The organism is Micromonospora chokoriensis (assembly GCF_900091505.1).
In the GTDB taxonomy this organism is placed as follows: domain Bacteria; phylum Actinomycetota; class Actinomycetes; order Mycobacteriales; family Micromonosporaceae; genus Micromonospora; species Micromonospora chokoriensis.
In genome coordinates this window covers 1,071,846-1,096,627 of sequence record NZ_LT607409.1, presented here as the reverse complement: position 1 = coordinate 1,096,627, position 24,782 = coordinate 1,071,846, and the positions used below count along the sequence as shown (strand labels likewise).

At 70.9% G+C, this 24,782-nt stretch carries 20 protein-coding genes and 1 pseudogene; 10 read left to right on the top strand and 11 right to left on the bottom strand.

Annotated elements, in window-relative coordinates:
- Window positions 1–57: 57 nt before the first annotated feature.
- From GA0070612_RS05105 to GA0070612_RS05090, 4 genes are read right to left on the bottom strand one after another with little or no spacing between them, the layout of a single operon-like run.
- Complete coding sequence (locus tag GA0070612_RS05105; RefSeq protein WP_088986875.1) at window positions 58–1,002, bottom strand: MerR family transcriptional regulator; 945 nt, start codon at window positions 1,000–1,002, stop codon at window positions 58–60.
- On the bottom strand, window positions 992–1,609 hold the full coding sequence (gene idi / locus GA0070612_RS05100) for an isopentenyl-diphosphate Delta-isomerase (RefSeq protein ID WP_088986874.1): 618 nt from the start codon (window positions 1,607–1,609) through the stop codon (window positions 992–994). The genes GA0070612_RS05105 and idi overlap by 11 nt, the downstream gene beginning before the upstream one ends.
- Complete coding sequence (gene crtI, locus GA0070612_RS05095; protein ID WP_088986873.1) at window positions 1,606–3,087, bottom strand: phytoene desaturase family protein; 1,482 nt, start codon at window positions 3,085–3,087, stop codon at window positions 1,606–1,608. The genes idi and crtI overlap by 4 nt, the downstream gene beginning before the upstream one ends.
- 28 nt (window positions 3,088–3,115) lie before the next feature.
- Window positions 3,116–4,258 (bottom strand): polyprenyl synthetase family protein, encoded by a 1,143-nt coding sequence (locus GA0070612_RS05090; protein WP_088986872.1) that lies wholly within the window; start codon window positions 4,256–4,258, stop codon window positions 3,116–3,118.
- A gap of 64 nt (window positions 4,259–4,322) precedes the next feature.
- Between GA0070612_RS05090 and GA0070612_RS05085 the strand changes: the two genes are divergently transcribed.
- Together GA0070612_RS05085 and GA0070612_RS05080 are read left to right on the top strand one after the other, a co-directional pair.
- On the top strand, window positions 4,323–5,246 hold the full coding sequence (locus GA0070612_RS05085) for a phytoene/squalene synthase family protein (protein WP_088986871.1): 924 nt from the start codon (window positions 4,323–4,325) through the stop codon (window positions 5,244–5,246).
- On the top strand, window positions 5,243–6,568 hold the full coding sequence (locus GA0070612_RS05080; protein ID WP_088986870.1) for a cryptochrome/photolyase family protein: 1,326 nt from the start codon (window positions 5,243–5,245) through the stop codon (window positions 6,566–6,568). Before GA0070612_RS05085 ends, GA0070612_RS05080 begins: the two co-directional genes overlap by 4 nt.
- Window positions 6,569–6,574: 6 nt before the next feature.
- On the opposite strand, the gene GA0070612_RS05075 is transcribed toward GA0070612_RS05080, so the two are convergent.
- On the bottom strand, window positions 6,575–7,639 hold the full coding sequence (locus GA0070612_RS05075; protein ID WP_088986869.1) for a serine hydrolase domain-containing protein: 1,065 nt from the start codon (window positions 7,637–7,639) through the stop codon (window positions 6,575–6,577).
- Between the two features lie 91 nt (window positions 7,640–7,730).
- Between GA0070612_RS05075 and GA0070612_RS05070 the strand changes: the two genes are divergently transcribed.
- The 7 genes from GA0070612_RS05070 to GA0070612_RS05040 all read left to right on the top strand — a co-directional run bounded on the left by GA0070612_RS05070 (window position 7,731) and on the right by GA0070612_RS05040 (window position 19,822).
- Entirely contained in the window at window positions 7,731–9,206 is a 1,476-nt protein-coding gene (locus tag GA0070612_RS05070; RefSeq protein ID WP_088986868.1) for a dihydrolipoyl dehydrogenase family protein, read from the top strand.
- 199 nt (window positions 9,207–9,405) lie between these two features.
- Entirely contained in the window at window positions 9,406–10,410 is a 1,005-nt protein-coding gene (locus tag GA0070612_RS05065) for a LacI family DNA-binding transcriptional regulator (RefSeq protein WP_331716390.1), read from the top strand.
- Between the two features lie 467 nt (window positions 10,411–10,877).
- Window positions 10,878–12,257 (top strand): ABC transporter substrate-binding protein, encoded by a 1,380-nt coding sequence (locus tag GA0070612_RS05060; protein ID WP_088986866.1) that lies wholly within the window; start codon window positions 10,878–10,880, stop codon window positions 12,255–12,257.
- A gap of 89 nt (window positions 12,258–12,346) precedes the next feature.
- Entirely contained in the window at window positions 12,347–13,303 is a 957-nt protein-coding gene (locus tag GA0070612_RS05055) for a carbohydrate ABC transporter permease (protein WP_088986865.1), read from the top strand.
- Window positions 13,304–13,314: 11 nt separating this feature from the next.
- Window positions 13,315–14,202 carry a carbohydrate ABC transporter permease gene (locus tag GA0070612_RS05050; protein WP_088986864.1) on the top strand — a complete coding sequence of 296 codons (888 nt, stop codon included), beginning with the start codon at window positions 13,315–13,317 and terminating at the stop codon, window positions 14,200–14,202.
- A gap of 101 nt (window positions 14,203–14,303) precedes the next feature.
- Entirely contained in the window at window positions 14,304–15,950 is a 1,647-nt protein-coding gene (locus GA0070612_RS05045; RefSeq protein WP_088991277.1) for a glycoside hydrolase family 13 protein, read from the top strand.
- 173 nt (window positions 15,951–16,123) lie between these two features.
- Window positions 16,124–19,822, top strand: coding sequence for a discoidin domain-containing protein (locus GA0070612_RS05040; protein ID WP_088986863.1), 3,699 nt, complete (start codon window positions 16,124–16,126; stop codon window positions 19,820–19,822).
- Window position 19,823: 1 nt separating this feature from the next.
- Here GA0070612_RS05040 and GA0070612_RS05035 read toward each other — a convergent pair whose 3' ends face one another.
- Window positions 19,824–20,624: a crotonase/enoyl-CoA hydratase family protein gene (locus tag GA0070612_RS05035; RefSeq protein ID WP_088986862.1), complete on the bottom strand. Its 801-nt coding sequence runs from the start codon at window positions 20,622–20,624 to the stop codon at window positions 19,824–19,826.
- A gap of 167 nt (window positions 20,625–20,791) precedes the next feature.
- Here GA0070612_RS05035 and GA0070612_RS05030 point away from each other — a divergent pair, with 167 nt between their 5' ends.
- Entirely contained in the window at window positions 20,792–21,646 is an 855-nt protein-coding gene (locus tag GA0070612_RS05030; RefSeq protein ID WP_088986861.1) for a DUF2231 domain-containing protein, read from the top strand.
- A gap of 446 nt (window positions 21,647–22,092) precedes the next feature.
- Here GA0070612_RS05030 and GA0070612_RS05025 read toward each other — a convergent pair.
- The 5 genes and pseudogenes from GA0070612_RS05025 to GA0070612_RS05005 form a co-directional block, all read right to left on the bottom strand.
- Window positions 22,093–23,166, bottom strand: a pseudogene (locus GA0070612_RS05025) (LysM peptidoglycan-binding domain-containing protein); the annotation flags it as partial.
- A 14-nt stretch (window positions 23,167–23,180) separates the two neighbouring features.
- Complete coding sequence (locus tag GA0070612_RS05020; RefSeq protein WP_088991276.1) at window positions 23,181–23,555, bottom strand: pilus assembly protein TadG-related protein; 375 nt, start codon at window positions 23,553–23,555, stop codon at window positions 23,181–23,183.
- A gap of 74 nt (window positions 23,556–23,629) precedes the next feature.
- Window positions 23,630–24,100 carry a TadE/TadG family type IV pilus assembly protein gene (locus GA0070612_RS05015; protein WP_088986859.1) on the bottom strand — a complete coding sequence of 157 codons (471 nt, stop codon included), beginning with the start codon at window positions 24,098–24,100 and terminating at the stop codon, window positions 23,630–23,632.
- Window positions 24,097–24,543, bottom strand: coding sequence for a TadE/TadG family type IV pilus assembly protein (locus GA0070612_RS05010; RefSeq protein WP_088986858.1), 447 nt, complete (start codon window positions 24,541–24,543; stop codon window positions 24,097–24,099). The genes GA0070612_RS05015 and GA0070612_RS05010 overlap by 4 nt, the downstream gene beginning before the upstream one ends.
- 5 nt (window positions 24,544–24,548) lie before the next feature.
- Window positions 24,549–24,761 (bottom strand): hypothetical protein, encoded by a 213-nt coding sequence (locus GA0070612_RS05005; RefSeq protein WP_088986857.1) that lies wholly within the window; start codon window positions 24,759–24,761, stop codon window positions 24,549–24,551.
- Between the last annotated feature and the right edge of the window lie 21 nt (window positions 24,762–24,782).

The following is a 24,782-nucleotide window of genomic DNA, read 5'->3' as shown; positions in this document are numbered from 1 at the left end:
TCGGGGTAGGCGGACCCGCCCGACGGTAGTTCACGCGCTCAGCGGGCGACAGTGCGATCAGTCACGCGTCGACTGGTCCAGGGAGTCACGGACGGCGGCGGCGAGCGAGACCGCCTCGGCCAGGTCCACCGGTCGTACGACCCCGGCGGGCAGGGTGTCGGCTCGCCAGCCGGGGCCGGCGGCGAGCGCCAGCAGTGGGCGGCTGGGCGCGGCGAGCAACGCGCTGAGCTGGGCCGGGTCGGCGGTGGCGCGCGTGTGGGACCAGAGCACCACGGCAGCCGGTCCGGTCCGGTTGACCGCCTCGACCAGAGCGGCCGCCGGCACCCGGGCGCCGAGCATCCGGTAGCCGACCCCGGCCTCCGCGAGAGCCGCGGCCAACGCCTCCAGCGGCAGGGTGTGCTGCTCCTCGTCGGCGCAGGAGAGCAGGATGCGGGCCGGGCCGGTGGGCACCCGGGCCCGACTGGCCGCCGCGAGGGCCTCCGAGACGCAGCGGGACACCAGGTGTTCCACCTCGATCAGGCCCGCGGTGGCGGCGTGGCGTTCACCGATGCCGGCGAGCACCGGACGCAGTAGGCCTTCCCAGGTGGCGACGACTCCGTTGGTGGCCAGGGCGTGCGCGATGGTCTCGCTGATCGCTGCCGCGTCCAGGCGCATGGCGGCGCGGGCCAACCCACGGGCTGCCGGGCCGGCGCGGCCCACCGGGATGCCTCCGCCGCCGTCGCGGCTGGGCGACTGGGTGCGGCGGAGAGCGACGGTGCCGTTGGGTGGTGGGTCCGGTGCCTGGCGGGCCCAGCGGGCCGCCTCGGCGGGGCTCACCCCCTCGGCGGTGAGCCGTCGCATGATTTCGAGACGGGCCAGGTCGGCCGGTGTGTAGCGGCGATGGTGGCCGGGGATGTGTTCACTGGGCCCGAGCCCGTAGCGCTGGTGCCAGGTGCGGAGGGTCGTGACCGCGACCCCCAGCCGACGTGCGACCGCACCCGCGCTCAGCGCCTCATCGACCACCCGACCGCTCCGCCGTGTCGTCCGCCGAGCCGGGCGGGGTCACGGCCAGGCCGGGTGCGCCGGGCGTGGACCCCGACGGGCGCAACAACCGGTTCACCACCCCGCCCAGCCAGGGTGCGTACGACCGGGGGTCGCGTTCCAGCTCGGTCTCCAGGGCGGTCGGGTCGGCCCACCGCAGCTCGGCCACCTCGTCCGGGTTCGGCAGCAGCGGAGCGGAGGGGAGGAAGTCACCCCGCAGCACGTGGTCGTACTCGAATTCGACCCGACCGGTCGCCGGGTCCTCGGCGTAGTAGACGTAGACGCCCACCTCGGTCAGCTCGACCGGGCCCGCGCCCAACTCCTCGCGGAGCCGCCGGTTGGCGGCCTCGGCGAGCGACTCGCCCGGACGGGGATGGCCGCAGCAGGAGTTGGCCCAGCGCAGCGGGAACCGGGTCTTGACGGCGGCCCGGCGCTGGAGCAGCACCTGACCGTCCGGGTCGACCAGCAGCACCGAGAAGGCCCGGTGGAGCTGCCCCGGCGGCTGGTGGGCGGCGGAGACCGTCGTCTCGCCGTGCGCCCCGCCGGTCTCGTCGACCAGTTCGACGAGGTGCCCCTCGCGACTGCTCATCGGCCATCCCCGGTGATCCGGCCGGCGGCGAGCTTGCCGGAGATGAGCACCATCGGCACGCCGACCCCGGGCTGTGTTCCGGAACCGACGAAGACCACGTTCGACAGGTCGCGGTGCAGGTTCGACGGACGGAACGGGCCGGTCTGGAAGAGGGTGTGGGCGGCGGCGAACGGCGTGCCCGCGGCCATGCCCTGCTCCTCCCACTCGGCCGGGGTGATCGCCCGCAGCACCTCGACGCCGGCGCCGAAGCCGACGTAGCCGCGCTCCTCCAACGTACCGATCAGCTGGTCGCTGTAGCGCTGGGTCAGGTCGCCGCGCCACTCGAACGGAGCCCGGTGCAGGTTGGGCACGGGGGCGAGCACGTAGTAGGTGTGCCGGTCCGCGGGCGCCACCGACGGGTCGGTCCGGCTCGGGTTGGTCACCAGCAGCGACGGGTCGGTCATCAACTCACCCCGCCGGATGACCTCATCGAAGGTGCCCTTCCACGCGCGTCCGAAGTGGATGTTGTGATGGGCGATCTTGTCATATGCCTGTCGGGAGCCGACGTGCAGAACGACGCAGGACGGTGAGTAGGTGAGCCGTCGTGCCGGAGCGGCCGGGAGCAGATCCCGGTAGGCGACCGGCAGGTCCGGGTTGAGCACGACGACGTCCGCCCGGATCAGTTCGCCGTCCGCGGTGAGCACACCGGTGGCTCGGCCGTTCGCGGTCTCCACCCGGGTCACAGTGGTGTCGTACCGGATCTGCACGCCGTGCTTCTCGGCCGCGCCGGCCATCGCCCTGGAGACCGCGTGAATGCCGCCGCGCGGGAAGTAGACCCCGGCCACCGAGTCGAGGTACGCGATGACGGTGTAGATGGCCAGCGCGTCGTGCGGCGCGAGGCCGGCGTACATCGCCTGGAAGGAGAAGATCCGCTGGGTACGCGGGTCCCGGAAGAACTGGTTGATCTTGGTCTGGAGGCGTCGGAACGCCCCACCGGCGAGCAACTTGAGCAGGTTGCCGGTGAGGAGGTCGGTCGGCGCGTCCAGGTTGCGCTCGATGAAGTCGGCCCGCTCCAGACGCCACAGCTCCCGCGCGTAGTCGACGAAGCGCAGGTAACCGTCGGCCTCACGTGGCCCGCAGACCCGAGAGATCTCGGCGGCCATCCGCGTGGTGTCGGTGAGCACGTCGAGGGTCGAGCCGTCCGGGTAGTACGCCCGGTAGGCCGGGTCGAGCGGGGTCAGGTCGAGCCAGTCGCGCATGTCCTCACCGACCGCACCGAGCGCCTCGGCGATCAGGTCGGGCATGGTGAGCACCGTCGGACCGGTGTCGAACTCGTAGCCGTCCACGGCGAGTCGACCGGCGCGCCCACCGGGCACCGGCTCGCGTTCCAGCACCGTCACCTGCCGGCCGCTGCCGGCGAGGTGCAGCGCGCAGGCGAGCCCACCCAGCCCGGCCCCGACGACCACCACCCGGTCCGTCCGTCCTGTCACCGTCCGCACGTGACCACCTCCTCGAGAAAGTCGCTCATCAGGCCCGCCGGTTGGTGGCGGCGGTGGCCAGCCCGGTCAGCGCGGTGCGCGCCGTCCGGTCCACGGGTGCGGCGTCGAGCGCCGCCAGCGCCTCACTCACCCGCTCGGCGATCATCCGCTCCACCCGGGTCACGGCGCCGGTCTCGACGACCAACTCGGCGATCCGGTCGACCGGTCCGTCGGCGGCCCGTTCCAACGCCCGGAACTGCGCCGGCGTGGCCAGCTCCCGGGCCAGCATGAGCAGGGTGGTCGGCTTTCCGGTGCGGAGGTCGTCACCGGCCGGCTTGCCGGTGGCGGCCGGGTCGCCGTAGACACCGAGGAGGTCGTCGCGCAGCTGGAACGCCTCGCCGACGGCCAGGCCGTAACGGGTGTACGCGGAGACCAGCGGATCGTCGAGGGGGACGCCGGCCAGGCAGGCCCCGAAGAGCAGTGGTCGCTGGACGGTGTAGCTGGCGGTCTTGTAGCGGGCCACCCGCAGCGCGCGGTCGACCGACCAGTTGGCCGGGTCGTTCTCGCCGAGCACGTCGAGGTATTGCCCGGCGACCGTCTCCACCCGCATCTGGTCGTAGCAGCGGCGAACCTCGAACAGCCGGGCCGACGGCACCGTGGCCTGGGCCAGCAGCCGATCGGCCCAGACCATGCAGAGGTCACCGATGAGCACGGCGACCGCCTCGCCGAACCGGCCGGGATCACCTCGGTGGCCGGCGGCGACGTGTTGTTCGGCGAGCGCGACGTGCGCGGTGGGCCGGCCCCGGCGAGTGGTGGACGCGTCCATCACGTCGTCGTGGACCAGGGCGAAGGTGTGCAGCAGCTCCAGCGCGGCCAGCGCGGGCAGCACGGGGGGCAGTGCCTCGACGCCGCCGACCGCACCTCGCCACCCCCAGTAGGCGAACGTGGACCGGATCCGTTTGCCGCCGACGAGGACGGCGTCCCGCGCGGCTGCGGCGAAGCGGCCCATCGACGCGTCGATCTCGGCGAGGGTGTCGACCTCGGCGGTGAGGAACGTGTTCAGGGTCTCGTGCACCGCCGCGATCAGGTCCTGGGTGTACGCGGCCAGGACGGCGCGGACCGGATCGTCCCCGTCCCCGGGCCCCGTCGGCGCCACGCGGGTCGCGTTGCCCGCAACTGCGTCGTTGGCCATGCGGCTGAGCGTACCCTAGGCTACGAGTTGCGTCGATTGGTGCGTCGATAATTGAGGAGGGCCGGTGGACACTGATCTCACCGCTGCCTATGACCGGTGCCGTGAGCTGCACAAACGCCATGGCCGCACCTACTATCTCGCCACCCGACTGCTGCCCGCTTGGAAACGACGACATGTGCACGCCCTCTACGGGTTCACCCGGTACGCGGACGAGATCGTGGACCGCACCGAGGACCTTCCCCAGGCCGAGCGGGCCGCCCTCCTGGACGACTGGGCCAGCCGTTTCGTGTCCGGCCTGCACGGTGCCCCCGTCGACGACCCGTTGCTGCCGGCCGTCCTGCACACGATCGCCGTCTTCGATCTCGACCGGGACGACTTTGCGTCGTTTCTGAAGAGCATGGCGATGGACCTGACAGTCACCGCGTACCCGACCTACGACCACCTGCTCGACTACATGGAGGGTTCGGCGGCGGTGATCGGCACGATGATGCTGCCGATCCTGGGCAGCTCCGACCCGGCGGCGGCGCGGGAACCGGCACGGCAGCTCGGCTTCGCCTTCCAGCTCACCAACTTCATCCGGGACGTCGCCGAGGACCTCGACCGGGGCCGCACCTACCTGCCGGACGAGGACCTGGCGAAGTTCGGCGTGACCCGCGAGGAGCTGGCCGAGGCCAGAGCCCGGGGCCGCGGCACCCAGCGGACCCGTGAGCTGATCGAGTACGAGGTGACCCGCGCCCAGGCGCACTACGCCGCCGCCGCTCCGGGCATCACCATGCTGGCGCCCGCCTCACAGGCCTGCATGCGCACCGCGTACGCCCTGTACGGCGGGATCCTCGACGAGGTGGCCGCGCAGGGCTACGACGTCTTCACCCGCCGGGCCCTGGTGCCGCAGCGGCGACGGATGGCGGTCGCCGCCCGTGCCCTGCTCACCTCGACCGGTACGCCGGTCACCATCCCCGGGCCGACGATCCAACCGGAGCCCCGGTGACCGCGAGCACCGCGGTCGTGCTCCTCACCCGCGACCTGCGGGTGCACGACCACCCGGCGCTGGCCACCACCTGCGCGGCCTTCGACCGGGTGGTGCCGCTGTACGTCCTCGACCCGGCTCTCGCCGGCCTGTCGGCCAACCGCACCCGGTTCCTGCACCAGGCGCTCGCCGACCTGCGCGTCGAGCTCCGCGAGCGCGGCGGTGACCTGGTGGTACGGCACGGTGACCCGGTGGCCGAGACGATCCGGCTGGCCGGCGAGGTCGGTGCCACCGCCGTCGCGCTCTCCGCCGACGTCAGCCACTACGCCCGCCGTCGGGAGCGGCGGCTACGCGCCGAGTGCGACCGGCACCGGCTGCACCTGCGACTGTTCCCCGGGCTGACAGTGGTCGAGCCGGGCGCCCTCCAACCCGGTGGCGGGGGCGACCACTACCGGGTGTTCAGCCCGTACCACAGGTCCTGGGCAGCCCGGCAGTGGCGCGAGGAGTTGGCCGCGCCGGACCGGGTGGCGCTGCCCAGCGGTGTGCGCGTGGGCGGTCTGCCGAAGCCGCCGCCGGGAGAGTCGCCGGACGCCGCGGTCGGCGGGGAACGGGTCGCCCGCCAGCGGCTCACCGACTGGCTGCCCGCCCTGCACCGGTACGACGACCAGCACGACGACATGGCCGGCGACGACACGTCCCGGCTCAGCCCGTACCTGCGCTTCGGTTGCGTGTCCCCACTGACGGTGGCCAACAGTGCCGGGGACCGGTCCGGGCCGTTCGTCCGGCAGCTCTGCTGGCGGGACTTCTACTACCAGGTCACCGCCGCGTTCCCGGACATCTCCACAGCGGCGTACCGGCGGGGCGCCACCGAGCGGTGGCGCTACGACGACGACGCGTTGGCGGCCTGGACCGAAGGGCGGACCGGGATGCCCATCGTCGATGCCGGGATGCGGCAGATGCGTGCGCAGGGCTGGATGCACAACCGGGCCCGCCTGATCACGGCCGGCTACCTGACCAAGCACCTCGGGCAGGACTGGCGGTCCGGGGTGGCGGTCTTCTTCCGCTGGCTGCTCGACGGGGACGTGGCCAACAACTCCGGCAACTGGCAGTGGGTCGCCGGCACCGGCAACGACACCAAGCCGTACCGGGGGTTCAACCCGGTCCGGCAGGCCGAGCGGTACGACCCGGCCGGTGACTACGTACGCCGGTGGGTGCCGGAGCTGGCGGGGGTGCAGGGCAAGGCCGTCCACCAACCGTGGCGACTGCCCGAGGCGCTCCGCCGGACGCTCGACTATCCGCCGCCGCTCTCGGTGCCCGGCACCGACCCCGTGTGGCTGCGCTGACAGGCGTCAGAGGCAGGAGTGCAACACCTCGACCAGCTCGTCGACCCGGTCGTGCTCGGCCAGGTGCGCCGTGGCGTACGCGAAGACGTAACCGCGCTCCGGGTCGGCCCACGCGCTGCTGCCACCGATACCACCCATGCCCCAACTGCCGTCCGGCTCCCACTGCATCCCGAGCGTCCACCGGACCTGGCGGTCCAGCAGCAGGTCCGGCCCGTCGTACTGGACCCGGGTCGCCTCCGCCACCAGCTCCGGGCTGAACAACTGGACCCCGTCCAGGCTGCCCCCGGCGAGCAGGCCGGCGTACAGCCGGGCGAGACCGGACGCGGTGGCGTGCAGGTTGACCGCGGGCATCTCGGCAGCTCGCCACAGCGGGCTGTTCAACACGGCCAGGTCCAGCCCACCGGCCGGGTTGCCCAACGCGCGCGCCCGTAGTGACCCCGGCTCGCCGAGCTTCCGAGCCGGCCACCGCGGGTCGCCGTAGCGCATCTCCGCGCACCGGCGTTGGTCCGCGTGGGCCAGCCCGAAACCGAGGTCGAGCTGCCACCGGTCGGCGACCTCCTCGGCCAGGAACCGGCCCACCGACCGCCCGTCGACCCGCCGCACCACCTCGCCCACCAGGTGCCCGTACGTCCAGGCGTGCTCCGCGGCCACCGAGCCCGGTGCCCACTCCGGGTCGGCCGCGGCCAGGTCGTCGGTGAGCAGCGCCCAGTCGGCGACCGCGGTGGCCGGCCGGGGCACCGGGAACGCCGGGAGGCCGGCGGTGTGCGCCAACACCTGACGCACTGTGGCCGCCGTGCGGAAACCCGGCCAGTACGTGTCGACCGGCGCGTCCAGGTCGACCTGCCCCCGGTCGACGAGCATCAGCAGGCAGAGCGCGGCCACCGGCTTGCCCACCGAGTAGACGTTGGCGAGCGTGTCCGGCCGCCACGGCTCGGCACCGGTCCGGTGACCCCCGACCAGATCGACGACGGGCTGCCCGTCGTACCAGATGACCAGGCCGGCTCCGGTCTCCCGGCCGGAGCTGAGCAGATCGTGGAAGCAGTCCCGGACCGGGGCGAAGCGTGCGTGCATCCCGACACGGTAGGCGGCCCGGACCGGTGAGCGCGCCGACTTTTCTCCAACCCCGGTGGTTGGGGCGGTGTCGCTGGGGGATGCTGTTCCAGTGGCAGATCGGGAGCTGGTGGACGTGGTCGTGGTGGGGCTCGGGGTTGGCGGCGAGGAGGTGGCCGAGCGGCTCGCCGAAGCCGGCCTGAGCGTCGTCGGCGTCGAACGGGACCTGGTCGGCGGGGAGTGCCCCTACTGGGGCTGCATCCCGAGCAAGATGATGATCAGGGCGGCCAACGCCCTCGCCGAGGCCCGCCGTGTCGACGGGCTCGCCGGGACGGCGCAGGTCCAGCCCGACTGGGCTCCGGTGGCGAAGCGGATCCGCGAGGAAGCCACCGACACCTGGGACGACACTGTCGCCGCCGACCGGTTCACCAGCAAGGGCGGCCGGCTCGTGCGGGGCAGTGGCCGTCTCGACGGCCCACGCCGGGTCCGGGTCGGTGACCAGGTCTTCGAGGCCCGGCACGGGGTCGTGCTGAGCACCGGAACCCGCCCCTCGGTGCCGCCGATCGACGGCCTGGCCGACACCCCGTACTGGACCAACCATCAGGCGATCGAGGTCGAGGAGCTGCCAGAGTCGTTGCTGGTGCTCGGTGGCGGCGCGATCGGCCTGGAGTTGGCGCAGGTCTTCGCCCGCTTCGGGGTCCGGGTGACGGTGGTGGAGGCGCTCGACCGGGTGCTGGCCGTCGAGGAACCGGAGGCGTCCGAGGTCGCCGCCGCCGCGCTGCGCGCCGACGGCGTGGAGATCCACACCGGGGTACGCGCCGAACGCGTCGACCACGACGGCACAGGGTTCACCCTGCGGGGCAGCGGCGGGGCCGCGTACACCGCCGACCAGCTGCTGGTGGTGACCGGGCGAAAGGCGCACCTGGCCGAACTGGGGTTGGACACGATCGGCCTGGACGCGAGTCAGCGCTACCTGCCGGTCGACGACCGGTTGCACGTCACCGACCACGTCTGGGCGGTCGGTGACCTGACCGGCGAGGGCGCCTTCACCCACATCGCCATGTACCAGGCGGGGATCGTGATCGCCGACATCCTGGCCCGTGCCCGACAGGCGAAGGCCGGTGCGGACGCCAGCGGCACGTCGAGCGTGGTCGGCGGAGCGATGGGCGCGTCCAGCGCACTGGCCGCCAGCGGGTCGAGCGGGTCGGCCGGCACCGTCCCCCGCGCCGACTACCGCGCGCTGCCCCGGGTGACCTTCACCGACCCCGAGGTCGGCGCGGTCGGGCTCACCGAGCACCAGGCCCGCGACCGCGGCATCAACGTGCAGGTCGGTTTCACCAAGCTGAGCAGCTCCACCCGGGGCTGGATCCACCAGGTCGGCGACGAGGGTTTCATCAAGGTCGTCGCGGATGCCGACCAGGGCGTGCTGATCGGCGCGACCTCCGTCGGCCCGGCCGGCGGCGAGGTGCTGTCCGCGCTGGCCGTGGCGGTGCACGCGGCGGTACCGCTGAGCCAGCTCCGACACATGATCTACGCGTACCCGACCTTCCACCGGGCCATCGGGGACGCGCTGCGCGACCTGTCCTGACGACCGCCCTCACCCATCGTGGTCCGGGCTTGATCGACCCGGCCGGTGCGACCTGGTGTCGGTAAGGCGCCGACGCCGCAATAGGCCCCCGATGTCGCCGCCCGAATGGTGGCCGATGGGAAGAATGCGGCAGCTGGACGGCAAGCGCAGGGCATTTTGCTGTTCATTTCTTTCATCAGGGCGACGTACGATTGCGTCCGTGACCAAGCGGTTGACTGAAGTTGCCAAGAAGGCGGGCGTCAGCGAGGCCACCGTCAGCCGGGTGCTCAACGGCCGTGACGGGGTCTCGGAGGCGACCCGGACCGCGGTGCTGACCGCGCTGGACGTCCTCGGCTACGAGCGACCCACCAAGCTGCGTGGCGAACGCGCCCGGCTGGTCGGGCTGGTGCTGCCCGAGTTGCAGAACCCGATCTTCCCGGCGTTGGCCGAGGTCGTCACCGGGACGCTCGCGCAGCGCGGCTACACCCCGGCTCTGTGCGCCCGGACCATCGGTGGTGTCTCCGAAATGGACTACGTGGAGATGCTCCTCGACCACCAGGTCTCCGGCGTCATCTTCGCTGGTGGTTCGTACGCGCTCGCGGACGCCCGGCACGACCACTACCGTCGGCTGACCGATCGGGGCCTTCCGGTCGTACTCGTCAACGCCGGTGTGGACGAGTTGGGTTTCCCCCGGGTCTCGACTGACGACGCGGTGGCGGTCGAGCAGGCGTACGGGCACCTGCGCTCGCTCGGGCACGAGCGCATCGGGATGGTGCTCGGCCCGGAGGGGCACGTGCCGTCGCGCCGCAAGCTGGATGCGATGACCCGGGCCGCCGGCTGGGGCGAGGCCGATGCCGAGTGCGTCGAACGTTCCAGTTTCTCGATGGAGGGCGCGCGGGTCGCCGCGACGAAGCTGGTCGAGCGTGGCGTCACCGGCATCATCTGCGCCAGCGACGTCCTGGCGTTGGGCACGATCCGAGCGGCCCGGCGGCTGGGTCACTCGGTGCCTACCGACATCTCGGTGGTGGGCTACGACGACTCCGCGTTCATGACCTGCACCGACCCGCCGTTGACCACGGTTCGGCAGCCGATCGAGACGATGGGGCAGGCTGCCGTCGACCTGCTGGTCACCCAGATCGAGGGTGCCGGTGTGCTCCAGGACGAGCTGCTGTTCGAGCCCGAGTTGGTGGTACGTGGCTCGACCGCTCCCGCCCCTGGTCGCTAGGGACCACACCGAACGAGCCTTCCGGCCGTCGACCGCCCACGCGGTCGACGGCCGTTCTGTGTCCCCCCACCCCCCCACCCCACCCCACCCCACCCACCCCACCCCACCCCACGCCGAGTCGATCATGGAGTTGTGGTGGGTGGCATAACGCCCGTAAAACCTCGAAATCAGGCACCACAACTCCATGATCGACCGGGTTGGGCAGGGCTTGCGGTATCGACCTGTTCGAATGGGACGGTATGGCGGTGTAGCGCCTGGTTTGTGGGGGTGCTTTCACCGGCTTGCCAACATCTGACGTAATCACGTCGTGTCCTTTCGTCTTGGGGTCGACACCTTGCTGAAATGAGTCGGTCTCGCTACAGTGACTCCACTCACACCTGGCTCCGACGCAGCTACTGGGCGTCAGGTCGCATCACCGCAGATCAGCGAAGGTCATTGGAGACACCCGTTCCCGAAGGGATGGACAGATGTCCGTACCGCAATACCGAAAGGCTGCGGCGGTCGCGCTCGTGGCCGGCCTGGGGCTCAGCCTCACGGCGTGCTCCACGAAGAGCGACGACAAGGGCGCGACCGCCGGCGGCAAGGTCACCATCACTGTCGACTGCCAGCCGGTAGGTGCCCAGAAAGAGCTGCTGAAGAACTGGAACGACGACGTCGTCGAGTTCCAGAAGCAGAACCCGGACATCATCATCAAGAGCGTCAGCGTCGGCGAGCAGTGCAACAACCCGCCGGACTTCACCGCCCGGCTGGCCGGCGGCACCGTGACCGACGTGTTCTACGGGTACATGACCGACGTCCAGCAGGTGCTCGACTCCGGTCAGGCGATGGACATCACCCAGTACGCCAACAAGGACACCGTTCCGACCTGGGACAGCATCGACCCCGCGCTCAAGGAGGTCTTCACCGACGGCGGCAAGCTCTACGCCGTTCCGGTGAAGAACTACTCGATGGGACTGATCTACAACAAGGTCCTGTTCCAGCAGGCCGGGCTCGACGTGAACAACCCGCCCAAGACCTGGGCCGACGTCCGGGCCGCCGCCAAGAAGATCTCCGCGCTCGGCAACGGCATCGCCGGCTACTCGGAGTACAGCGCCGGCAACACCGGCGGCTGGCACTTCACCTCGCTGCTCTACTCGCAGGGCGGCCAGGTGCTCACGGCCGACGGCAAGAAGGCCGACTTCAACAACCCGATGGGCAAGCAGGTCCTGCAGAACCTCAAGGACATGCGGTACGGCGACAACAGCATGGGCGCCCGTCAGCTGCTCCAGTGGGGCGACCTGCTGACGAACGCCGGCGCTGGCAAGGTCGGCATGTTCATCGGAGCGCCGGATGCCACCCAGGCCATCGTCAGCCAGTTCCAGGGCAAGTTCCAGGACTGGGCGATGGCTCCGCTGCCCGGCCAGGACGGCGCGGCGAAGGGGACGCTCGGCGGTGGTGAGGGTTACTTCTTCAAGAAGGACCTCACTCCCGAGCAGGTCAAGGCCGGTCTGAAGTGGATCGCGTACCAGAAGCTCACCCCGGGCAAGGGTCAGTTCGACTACGTCCGGGCCAAGCCGCAGAACTACCCGGTGGGTCTGCCCCAGCCGCTGCTCTTCGCGAACGGGAGCGAGGCGCAGAAGCAGGAGCTGGAGCTGCGCAAGGCGAACGCCAACGTCGACACCGCCAACTTCGCGATCTTCGAGGCGACCCCGGTGCCGATCAAGGGTGAGCCGCGCAACGCCCAGGCCATCTACGCGGTGCTCGACGCCGCGATGTCCGGTGTGCTGACCAACCCGAACTCGAACATCGACGCACTGCTCAAGACCGCCGAGGAGAAGGTCAACCAGCTCCTCGCCGCGGAGAGCTGACCGAGCGTGTGGGGGCCGGGACGCCGACCCGGCCCCCACACACCACCCGCACCGCGTCGTCGACGTCACCGACTCATTCAGGAGTTGCCTTGGCGATCACCACCGTCCCGGATACCTCCAGGAAACCGGGCCGCCCGCCGTCGCCGTACTCGGCGGGGCCGCAGCGCACGAGCCTCGGCCGCAAGGTACGGGACAACCTCACCGGTCACGCGTTTTTGATCGGGGCGGTGCTCTGCTTCGTCGTCTTCTCCTGGTACCCGATGATCCGCGGCATCGTCATGAGCTTCCAGCGGACCCGGCGCGGCGAGACCACCTGGGTGGGCTGGGACAACTACTCCCGCATCATCGCCGACCCGAGCTTCTGGACGGCCTGGCAGAACACGCTCTACTTCACGGTGCTCGCGCTGGCCCTCGGCTACGTGGTGCCGTTCTTCGTGGCGATCGTGCTCAACGAGTTCCGTCACGCCAAGGGCTACCTGCGGATTCTGGTCTACCTGCCGGTGATGCTGCCGCCGGCCTCCGCGCTGTTCCTCTTCAAGTTCTACGCGTACGACCCCAGCGAGGCAGGGCTCTTCAACGCGATCCTCAAGGCGCTGCACCTGCCCACCTCGCAGTGGATGCAGTCGCCCGAGATGACGATGCCGGCGATGGTGGTCGCGTCGACCTGGATGAACATGGGTGGTGCGGTGCTCATCTACCTGGCGTCGTTGCAGAACATCCCCGGCGAGCTGTACGAGGCCGCCGAGTTGGACGGCGCCGGGATCTGGCGGCGGATCGTGCACGTCACGATCCCGCAGACCCGGCTGATCCTCGCGCTCCTGGCGATGCTCCAGATCGTCGCCACGATGCAGCTTTTCATCGAGCCACTGATCCTCGCCAACGGTGCGGGCGCGGAGGACTCGGCGACCTCGGTGGCGTACCTCATCTACCAGCACGGGTTCTTCCAGAACGACCTCAACGGCGCCGCCGCGCTGGGCGTGATCATGCTCGTGGTGCTGGCCGGCTTCTCCGCCGTGTACGTGCGGCTGACTGCGAAACAGGACTAGGACGGCGAGGAATGGCACAGGATTCCGGAACCCGGACCCTCATCTCCCAGACCCAGATCAGCCGGGGACGTGGTCGGGTCATCTACTGGACGCTGCTGGTCATGGTCGTGGCGGGGTTCACGCTCGTCTTCCTCGGCCCGCTCTACTGGATGGTCACCGGCGCGCTCAAGTCCGGCCAGGAGATCGCGCAGACCCCACCCTCGCTGTTCCCGAAGGATCCGCAGCCGCAGAACTACATCGACGCGTGGAACAACCTGGCCCTCGCAAAGCTGCTGTTCAACACCTTCTACTACGCGATCGGCGCGGTGCTGTTCCAACTGGTCTTCGACACCGCCGCCGCGTACTCGCTGTCGAAACTCCGGCCGATCTTCGGCAACGTGATCCTCGCCCTGATGCTGGGGACGCTGATGATCCCGGCGATGGTGCTCATCGTTCCGCAGTACGTGACGGTGATCGACCTGCCGATCCTGCACCTCAACCTGCTCGACTCGCCGTTCGCCATCTGGCTGCCGCTGGTCGCGAACGCGTTCAACATCTTCCTGTTGAAGCGGTTCTTCGACTCGATCCCGGAGGAGCTGATGGCCGCCGCCCTGATGGACGGGGCGTCGTCGCTGCGCACGCTCTGGTCGATCATCCTGCCGTTGTCGCGCCCCATCCTCGGCGTGGTCTCGATCTTCGCCGTGACGGCGGTCTGGAAGGACTTCCTCTGGCCGAAGCTGGTCATGCCGTCGCCGGAGACCCGGACGGTGAGCGTCGGCATCTACGCCTTCGCCGGCGGTACGCCGATGAACGTGGTGATCGCCGCCTCGGTCATCGCCGCGATCCCGACGGTCATCATCTTCCTGATCTTCCAACGGAACATCATGTCCGGTCTGACCACGGGCAGCATCAAGGGCTAGCCACGACCGCAACACCCCGCGCGGCGAACAACGACAGTTCGTCCGACACACATACAGGTCCGGCGAACCCGCCGACGTACTGACCCAGAAAGCAGGTGCTCGTGTCCACAGCAGACAGCAGTCCGTGGTGGCGTGGAGCGGTGATCTACCAGGTGTATCCCCGGAGCTTCGCCGACGGCAACGGCGACGGCATCGGCGACATCGCCGGCATCCGGTCCCGGCTGGATCACCTGTCCGCGCTCGGCGTCGACGCGATCTGGTTCAGCCCGTGGTACCCCTCGCCGATGGCGGACGCCGGCTACGACGTGTCCGACTACCGCGACATCGACCCGGTATTCGGTTCCCTCGTCGAGGTGGAGGCGTTGATCGCCGAGGCGCACGCGGTGGGCATCCGGACCATCGTCGACGTGGTGCCGAACCACTGCTCCGACGCGCACCCCTGGTTCCAGGCGGCGCTCGCCGGCGGGCCCGGCGCGCCCGAGCGGGACCTGTTCTGGTTCCGGCCCGGCCGGGGCCCCGACGGTGACCAGCGGCCCACCGACTGGGTGGGCGAGTTCGGTGGCGAGACCTGGACCCGCACCACCAACCCGGACGGCACCCCCGGCGACTGGTACCTGCACCTCTTCGCCCCGCAGCAGCCGGACTTCAACTGGGACCACCCCCGGGTGCGGGCGGAGTTCGAGGACATCCTGCGGTTCTGGTTCGACCGGGGCGTGGACGGCATCCGGATCGACTCGGCCGGGTTGCTGGTCAAGGACCCGACGCTGCCCGAGGTCCAGCCGGACCAGCCGCACCCGTTCCATGACCTCGACGGGGTGCACGACATCTACCGGGGCTGGCGTCGGGTCGCCGACGAGTACGACGACCGCGCGTTGATCGGTGAGGTGTGGCTTCCGGACCGGCAGCGGTTCGCCAACTACCTGCGCCCGGACGAGCTGCACGCGGCGTTCAACTTCGACTTCCTGGGCTGCGCCTGGGACGCCTCCGCCCTGCGGGAGAGCATCGACGGGACGCTCAGCGCGCACGCGCCGGTCAACGCGCCGGCCACCTGGGTCCTCTCCAACCACGACGTCACCCGCCACGTCACCCGCTACGGTCGGGCCGACACCAGGTTCAGCTTCGCGGCCAAGCGCGAGGGCATCCCCACCGACCTGGAGCTGGGCACCCGCCGAGCCCGGGCCGCCGCGCTGCTCTCGCTGTCGCTGCCCGGTGCCGCCTACGTCTACCAGGGCGAGGAGCTGGGCCTCTACGAGGTGGAGGACATCCCGTACGCGCTGCGTCAGGACCCGATGTGGGAACGGTCCGGCCGAATCGACCCGGGCCGGGACGGCTGCCGCGTACCCCTGCCGTGGGCCGGCGACGAGCCGCCGTTCGCGTTCAGCCCGGCCGGTGCCGCGTCGCCCTGGCTGCCGCAGCCGGCCGACTGGAAGGACCGGACGGCCAGCGCGCAGACCGGAGACCCGGCCTCGATGCTGGAGCTGTACCGGGCGGCGATCCATGCCCGGCGGGCCGACCCGGCGCTCGGTGACGGGGAGATGACCTGGCTGCCCGCCCCGGCCGGGGTGCTCGCCTTCCGTCGCGGGAGCGACTTCGCCTGCGTCGTCAACCTCTCCGACTCCACGGTTCCCCTGCCGGCCGAGGGGGAGTTGTTGCTGGCCAGTGGACCGCTTGACGACGGGATGCTGCCGTCGGACACCGCGGTCTGGTTGCGTACCGCCGGATCGGTGGACGGACCCGGCCGGACCTGACCGTCGTGGTGCCGGCGGTCCCGTCCCGGCCGCCGGCACCACCACCCACCACCCCCGCGCACCGGGGAGGAAGGAGCACCGAAGGGGCAATGTGCCACGCGGCGGGTGTACCCCCTGCCTCCGCCGCCGGGCAACGCACCGCACCCCACCCCCGAAAGAGGTGTAGCGACCCCATGTCCAGTAACGGCACCAGACCAGACACGTCACCGACCGGCGGGCCCGTTCCCCGAGCCGCCCGCCGGCGTCCGCCCCGACGGCTGCTCGCCGGCGTGCTCGCCGGGATGCTCCTCGCCACCGCCCCGGCCGCCGTCCCCCCGGCGAGCGCGGCACCGGCGGCGGACCCGGTCGCGGCCGCCGCCCGGGTGGCCATGCTCGCCGGGCTCTCCGCCACCATGACCGCCAGCAGTTACCACCAGACCTACGTGGCGGGCAACGCCAACGACGGCAACGCCTCGACCTACTGGGAGAGCGCCAACAACGCGTTTCCACAGTGGATCCAGGCGGACCTGGGCGCGACCGTCAACGTGGACCGGGTGGTGCTGAAGCTGCCGCCGTCGTCGGACTGGCAGACCCGCACCCAGACGCTGTCGGTGCTCGGCTCCACCAACGGCTCGTCGTTCAGCACCCTGAAGGCGTCCGCCGGCTACACCTTCAACCCGAGCAGCGGCAACACCGCCACGGTCAGCTTCACCGCCACCAGCACCCGCTACGTACGGGTGCAGGTCACCGGCAACACCGGCTGGCCGGCTGCGCAGTTCTCCGAGGTCGAGGTGTACGGCGCCACCGGCAGCACCGACACCCAGGCCCCCACCGCGCCCGGCAACCTGGCGTACACCCAGCCGGCCAGCGGGCAGATCCGGCTCACCTGGTCGGCGTCCACCGACAACGTCGGGGTGACCGGCTACGACGTCTACGCCAACGGCGCGCTGCGCGGCAGCGTCAACGGCTCGACCCTGGCGTACGTCGACAGCCAGGCGGACAGCGCCACCGTCTCGTACCACGTCCGGGCCAAGGACGCGGCCGGTAACCAGTCGGCGAACAGCAACACGGTGACCCGTACCGGCACCGGCAACCCGCCCACCGGGACCAACCTGGCGATCGGCAAGTCGATCACCGCCTCCGGGTTCGTGCACACGTTCGTGGCCACCAACGCCAACGACAACAACGTGGCCACCTACTGGGAGGGCAACGGCAACCCGAGCACGTTGACCGTGCAGCTCGGCGCGAACGCCAGCCTCAGCCAGGTCGTGATCAAGCTGAACCCGGACTCGGCCTGGGGCGCGCGTACGCAGAACATCACAGTGCTCGGCCGGGACCAGGGCTCGTCGAGCTTCACGACCCTCGTCGGTGCGGCGAACTACGCCTTCAACCCGGGCAGCGGCAACACGGTGACCATCCCGGTCTCCGGCGCGGCGGCCGACGTCCGGCTCTCGATCGCCTCGAACACCGGTGCACCGGCCGGGCAGGTGGCGGAGTTCCAGGTCTTCGGCACCCCCGCGCCGAACCCGGACCTGACCGTCACCGGCATGTCGTTCAGCCCGTCCGCCCCGGTGGAGACCAGCACCATCACCCTCTCGGCCACCGTGCGCAACGCCGGCTCGGCGACCTCCGGCGCGACCAACGTCAACTTCTACCTGGGCTCCACCCGGGTCGGCACCGCGTCGGTCGGCAGCCTCGCCGCCGGTGCGTCGACCACTGTCAGCGCCAGCATCGGCACCCGGGACTCGGGCAGCTACCCGCTCAGCGCGAAGGTCGACGAGTCGAACACCGTCGTCGAGCAGGACGACACGAACAACAGCTACACCAACCCCAGCCCGCTGGTGGTCGGCGCGGTCGCCAGCTCCGACCTGGTCGCCTCCGCCGTCGACTGGTCACCGGGCAACCCGCCGCCGGGCGGCACCGTCACCTTCTCCGTGTCGATCCGCAACGCCGGCAACCAGGCGTCCGCGTCCGGTGGGCACGGCATCACCCTGACCGTGCTCAACGAGTCCGGCACCGTGGTCCGTACCCTGACCGGTTCGTACTCCGGTGTGATCAACGCCGGTGCGACGGTCGGCCCGATCAACCTGGGCACCTGGACCGCCGCGAACGGCAAGTACACCGTCCGGGTGGTGCTCGCCGTGGACGGCAACGAGCTGCCGGTGAAGCAGACCAACAACACCACCGACCGGCCGCTCTTCGTGGGTCGCGGCGCCAACCTGGGCTACGACATGTACGAGGCCGAGGACGGCACCACCGGCGGCGGCGCGGGTCAGGTCGGCCCCAACCGGGAGATCGGCAACCTCGGCGGTGAGGCGTCCGGACGTCGGGCGGTCACCCTGAACAGCACCGGCGCGTACGTCGAGTGGACCACCTGGGCGGCGACGAACACCCTGGTCACCCGCTTCTCCATCCCCGACTCGGCGGGCGGCGGAGGCATCGACTCGACGCTGAACATCTACGTCAACGGCACCCTGCACAAGCCGATCAACCTGACCTCCAAGCACATCTGGCTGTACGGCTCGGAGGCCAGCCCGAGCGACTCGCCCAGTGCCGGCCCGCCTCGCCACCTGTACGACGAGGCGAACGTGATGCTGAACTCCACCATCCCGGCCGGCAGCAAGATCCGTCTGCAGAAGGACCCGGCGAACACCACCACGTACGCGATCGACTTCGTCAACCTGGAGCTGGTCGCACCTCGGGCCAACCCGGATCCGGCCCGGTACCGGGTGCCCAGTGGCTTCAGCCACCAGGACGTCCAGAACGCGCTCGACGCGGTCCGGATGGACACGACCGGCAACCTGGTCGGCGTCTACCTGCCGGCCGGCACCTACGAGACCGCGCAGAAGTTCCAGGTGTACGGCAAGGCGGTGTCCGTCGTCGGCGCGGGCATCTGGTACACCCGCTTCCAGACGCCCACCAACCAGCAGAACACCGACGCCGGCTTCCGGGTGGAGTCCTCGGCCAGCGGGTCGTCCTTCTCGCACCTGGCCTTCTTCGGCAACTACACCAACCGCATCGACGGGCCGGGCAAGGTCTGGGGTGAGCTGAAGGACGTCGACAACATGACGCTCGACAACGTCTGGGTCGAGCACACCGTCTGCGCGTACTGGGGAGTGAGTGTCAGCGGGTTGACCATCCGCGACAGCCGCTTCCGCAACACCTTCGCCGACGCCGTGAACCTGACCAACGGCAGCACCAACAACCTGGTCACCAACTCCGAGGGCCGGTCGAACGGCGACGACGCGTTCGCCCTCTTCTCGGCCACCGACCAGGGCGCGTCGGTCGGCAACAACGGCAACGTGTTCGAGAACCTCTCGGCCACGCTGACCTGGCGGGCGGCCGGGGTGGCGGTCTACGGCGGCTACAACAACATCTTCCGCAACCTCTACATCGCGGACATGTTGACGTACTCCGGGATCACCATCAGCTCGCTGGACTTCGGCTATCCGTTCATCGGCTTCGGGGCGAGCCCGCCGACCCAGTTCCAGAACATCTCGCTGATCAGAGCGGGCGGGCACTTCTGGGGTTCCCAGACGTTCCCGGCGATCTGGGTCTTCTCCGCATCCAAGGAGTTCCGCGGCATCCGGGTGTCCGACGTGGACATCGTCGACCCGACGTACACCGGGATCATGTTCCAGACCAAGTACACCGGGTCGCAGCCGGAGAACCCGATCACCGACACGGTGTTCACCAACGTCTCGATCAGCGGCGTCCGCAAGAGCGGTGACGCGTACGACGCGAAGTCGGGCTTCGCCATCTGGGCCAACGAGATGCCCGAACCCGGTCAGGGTCCGGCGGTCGGCTCGGTCACCTTCAACAACCTGCGGTTGACCAACAACTACCAGGACATCCGCAACACCACCACCACCTTCACCATCAACCGCAACTGACTCAGCCCGAGGCCGACGCCGTCGGGGGAGGTGACTCTCCCGGCGGCGTCGCGCCGTGCCGGCCCTCGCCCGCGGCGAACCGGGCCGCGCCGGCCAGCGCGTCCGCCGCCAGCGAATCCATCCCGTACGCCAACTCCGTCGCCAGCGCCTCCGGCTCTCCTCGCCCGGCGGCGGTCAGCACCGCCGCCCGGTCGTTGCGAAGGCAGGTCTGCGGGTGCCGGGCGATCGTTGCCGCCAGCTCCTCGGCCGCCACCCGCGCCCGGCCCGGTGGCACCACCCGATTGACCAACCCCATCGTGTACGCCTCGTCCGCCGACACCGGGCGGCCGGTGAGGATCAGGTCCATCGCCCGGCTCTCGCCGATCAACCGGGGCAGCCGGACGGTGCCACCGTCGATCAACGGCACCCCCCAGCGGCGGCAGAACACCCCGAGCGTCGCGTCGGACTCGGCGACCCGCAGGTCGCACCAGAGCGCCAGTTCGAGCCCGCCCGCCACCGCGTACCCCGAGATCGCCGCGATCACCGGCTTGCTCAGCGCCATCCGGGTCGGACCCATCGGCCCGTCTCCCTCCGGCTCCACCCGGTTGCCACTCGGCGTGCCGATCGCCTTCAGGTCCGCCCCGGCGCAGAACGTGCCACCGGCACCCCAGAGCACGGCGACCGACGCGTCCGGGTCGGCCTCGAAGGCCCGGAAGGCGTCGGCGAGCGCCCTGGCGGTCGGCCCGTCGACGGCGTTGCGAGCAGCCGCCCGATCCAGCACGACAGTCGTCACCGGCCCGGAACGCTCCACCCGTACACCCATCGGCTCAGCATGCCCGCGCCGCCCGGCACCCACAATCCCGGTCGATCTTGCAAATTCGGCCGGCGCTCCGCCCTGGTTCGCCGAGCCGCATCGGCAAGATCGCACTGACTGACAGTTTTGTCGCCGGAGACCGGTTTGCGGGGCTCTTCGCCGGGAAGTCGGTACGGGTGCGAGAACTTCTGACGAAAGTCGAGCAGGCGTCCGGGCTGGACCGGACCGGCGACCGGTTGCAGCGAATCGTCCTCAGCACGCTGCGTCCGCGCCGGCTGCGGGACCTGCTGCACGGGGTCACCATCGGGCACCCACTCCACCCGGCGATGGTGCAGGTGCCGGTCGGCGCGTGGATCAGCGCCGCGGTCCTGGACCTGATGCCCGGGCAACGCCGACCCGCCACCATGCTGGTCGGCCTGGGCACCGTCAGCGCGGTGCCGGCGGCGATCGCCGGACTGAACGACTGGGCGGCGCTCGCCCGGGACCAGCGCCGCGTCGGCCTGGTGCACGCCGCCGCCAACACCGTCGGCCTGACGCTCTACGCCGGTTCGCTGGCCGCGCGGATGTCCGGCCGGCACGGCGTCGGTCGAGCTCTCGGCTTCCTCGGCCTCTCCACCGTCAGCCTCGGCGCGTACATCGGGGGGCACCTCGCGTACAAGCAGGGGGCGCAGGTCAACCAGAGCATCTCCGAGTTGCGCCGGATGACCGACGGCTGGCACTCGCTCGTCGACATGGCGACGCTGCCGCAGCGCACCCTGATCACCCGGGAGGTGGACGACGACATCTCGGTGATCCTCTACCGGCACGGCGACGAGGTGACCGTGATGTTGGAGCGTTGCCCGCACCAGAGCGGGCCGCTCGGCGAGGGCGAGGTGCAGGAAATCGACGGTCACGCCTGTGTGGTCTGCCCGTGGCACGGCAGCGCGTTCCGCCTCAACGGCGGCGAGGTCGTGCAGGGGCCGTCCGGCAACGACCAGCAGATCCTGCCCACCCGGATCCAGAACGGTGTGCTCCAGGCCCGCCTGCCCTGACGGCTGTTGACGTCTCGGCGGCCTGCGCTGCTCCGTGACGTGGCGCTGATGCCCTCAACGCTTATACCTGTGAGTCATATCTATGACTCACAGGTATATCGCTCTCCGGGTCAGCTGCGTCGGTGGCGGCCCACCGGTGGCCCGTCCGGTACGGAATCCAGACCGTGCCCGCCGGTGAACAACCCGCCCTCGGTGCCGTCGGGGAACGCCGTGCTGCCGGGGGCGGCCAACCCGCCGCCGCGAGTGCCGCTGCCGCTGCCGCGGGGCGTGGTCTCGTTCTCGCTCGCCGCCGTCCGACCGCTCGTAGGTGTCGGAGCCTCGATAGCTGCCGCTGCCCGGCTGGCGGCCCAGGCCGCCCCGCTTCCCGCCGCTCCGCCGGTGATCCGTCCGGCGGCGCTCGTGGCTCGGCCCCCGCTGCCGCTGCTCCGCGACGCGCTGCCCCGCGGCTTGCGGGAGGACGTGGCCAACCGGGGAGCCGCTCCGGCCGTGGCCGGGCGTCGGCGTAGACCCAGGACCGCACCGATCTGCGCACCGACAATGCTCGCCACGGCCAGTACGGCGGAGACCGCCAGCGGTCGGTTCACCCGGTCGTCCGCACCGGCCCGGGCCGCGCCGACAGTCATCGCGGGTGGTTGGCCCGCTGACTGCGTACCGCTGGGTGGTGCCGGATCCACCCGCGCCGGTGCGGCCCGTTCGGGCGCCGGCCGGGGCGCGGGCGGCTTCGGGGCTGCCGGCCGGCCGACCAGTCGGCCGCTCGCGTGCTCGCGGGCCCCCTGGTCGGCGGCCTCCGACGGCAGCCGGAGCAGTTGCCCGGGGCGGATTCGATCCGGGTCGTCGAGCTTGTTCAGCTTGGCGAGCTGTCGATAGTCACCGAACTCGTCCAGGTAACGCTCGGCCACCTCACCGAGGTAGTCGCCCCGGGCGACCCGGTACACCGGCGCCGCCTCGCCGTTCGCCGCCGATCCGCTCGGTGCGGCCACCTCCGTCCCGGCCAACCCGAGTGGCCCGCTGCGGGCCAGCGGGGCTGCCGTGTCCGGTGCCGCGCCCGCGCGGGCCGGCGCGGCCAGGGTGGCCACCATCGGCGTGCCCGAGCCCGGGTACGCCGCAGGGCCGTAGATCGCGGCAGCGCTGGCGGCGGCCGGGCTGGCGACGAGGATCAGCGCCACCGAGCCGACCAGCGCGGCGGCGGCCTTCTGCTGGCGGCCCATCCCGGGCAACCTCGGCGCGGGTCGACGCAGGGTCTGCGCACCCAACTCGACGAGAACCGAGAAGGCGAAGGTGGCCCAGCCGAACCAACCGGCCACGGCGAGTGCGCGCAGGAAGAGTTGCCCGTCGTCCCGGCTGGTCAGGGCGGTGCCCACCTCGCCGATCGTGGGGAGGTGGTCGGGCAGGGGGTTTCCGGCGAAGGCCAGCAACGCGATCGGCGCACCGACCAGCAGCAACAGGAGCACGGCCAGCGCGCCGACGCCGGTGAGGATCCGTCCGGTCCGTCGTACGACGGACCCACCCGATGCGGGCATGGCTGCCTTCCTTCCTATGGTGCTGTGGCGGTGATGGCACTCGCGGTCGCCTCGCCGGTGACGGTGACCGTCTTGCCACCGACGAACGGTCCGAGCATCGAGCGGTGGTAGGTGATGGTGACGGTCACCCGGATCCGGGTTTCCCCGCCGACCTGCGGGAAGCTCACGGTATGGCCGGCGGTGCCGGCGACGGCCAGGTAGTTGCCGACCGCCTTGACCGCCTCTTGCTGGTCGATCCGCTTCGGCCCGCCCTCGATGGCGGTGGCCCGGTCGATGGCCTGGCCGCCGGCCCGCGCCGCCTCGGCGGCCAGATTCTGGGCGCGTTGCAGGGTGCGGAGCTGCCCGGCCCCGTCGAAGGAGAGGCCGATGATGGCCAGCACTCCGATCATCGTCACCGCAAGGAAGATGCTCACCCGACCGTGCTCACCCGAGAGCGAGTGGTCGGGTGCCGGCCCGCTGGCGGTCACTGCCGGCTCCGGTAGCGGTCCAGCGGCGAGGTGAACGTCGCGGAGACCTTCTTCTCGCCGGGCGCCCCGGGCAGGATGTCGAGCAGAATGTCGTCGAACGACACCAGGCAGACGATCTCCACCGTCACTGTGGCGTCCTGACCGACATCGCTGGTGAAAGCGTGGTCGAATCCGCCGGCGGTCACCGTGCCCACCGAACTTCTGAACTCGGGATCCAACTCGCCCCGACAGGACAGACCGTGCCAGTCCAACTGCTTCTGGGCGGCGTTCCGCGCTGCGGTCTCCGCGGCGCTCGACCCCCGGGAGATCGAGGCGGCCCGCGCGGCGTCGTGAGCGGCGGCCTCGACCGCCTCCGCGGCGAGCGCCGTACGCCCGGCCATGCCGGCCAGGACCATCAGCGCGATGAACGCGGGCGCGAGCACCGCCACCTCGATGGAGACCGAGCCGCGCTCGGTGGTGCGGTTCACGGCGGGGTCACCCTCTCCACCGTCCCGTGGGCGGTCTGCTGGACCGCGAAGTCCACGCCCGGTATCACCGACAGGGATCTACCGCTCACCGTGCAGGTCACCTCGACGTCGTCGATGATCACGCAGCTCGGGCTGGTCGCCTTCCAGCCCACCAGCCAACCGCCGGCGGCCTCCAGGAACTGGCTGGCGCTCTCCGCCCCGACACCGCCCGCCGCCTGGTAGGACCGCTGTGCGTTGACGCCGCTCTGCGCGGCGTTCAACGCGGTGGAGCGGGCGAGGAAGACGGCCGCGATCTGAATCGACGCAAAGAGCAGCACCAGGATCAGTGGCATCATCACGGCCAGCTCGACCGGATTGGCCCCTCGCTCCCGGTCGACGCCCGCGAGGTGACGCCGGGCGGCGGTGACCGTCCGGCGTGACCTCGGGCGCGCTGCTCCGCTCATGCCGGCTACTCCGGGGCCGTCGGGTTCTCGTGGGTCGGGATGTTGGTCATCCAGTCGTTGGCCTTGGCCAGGGCGAGCCCGGTGACGATCGTGGCCACGAAGACGAGCCCGAAGATGATCACGGCGGTGGGAACAGGGCTGTCGCCGCGCTCGCCGTCGCGGCGCAGCTCGGCCAGGCGCGTCGTCAGCACGACGTGCAGATAGCTGAGGATGGACATGACGTGCTCCTTCGGGGGTGG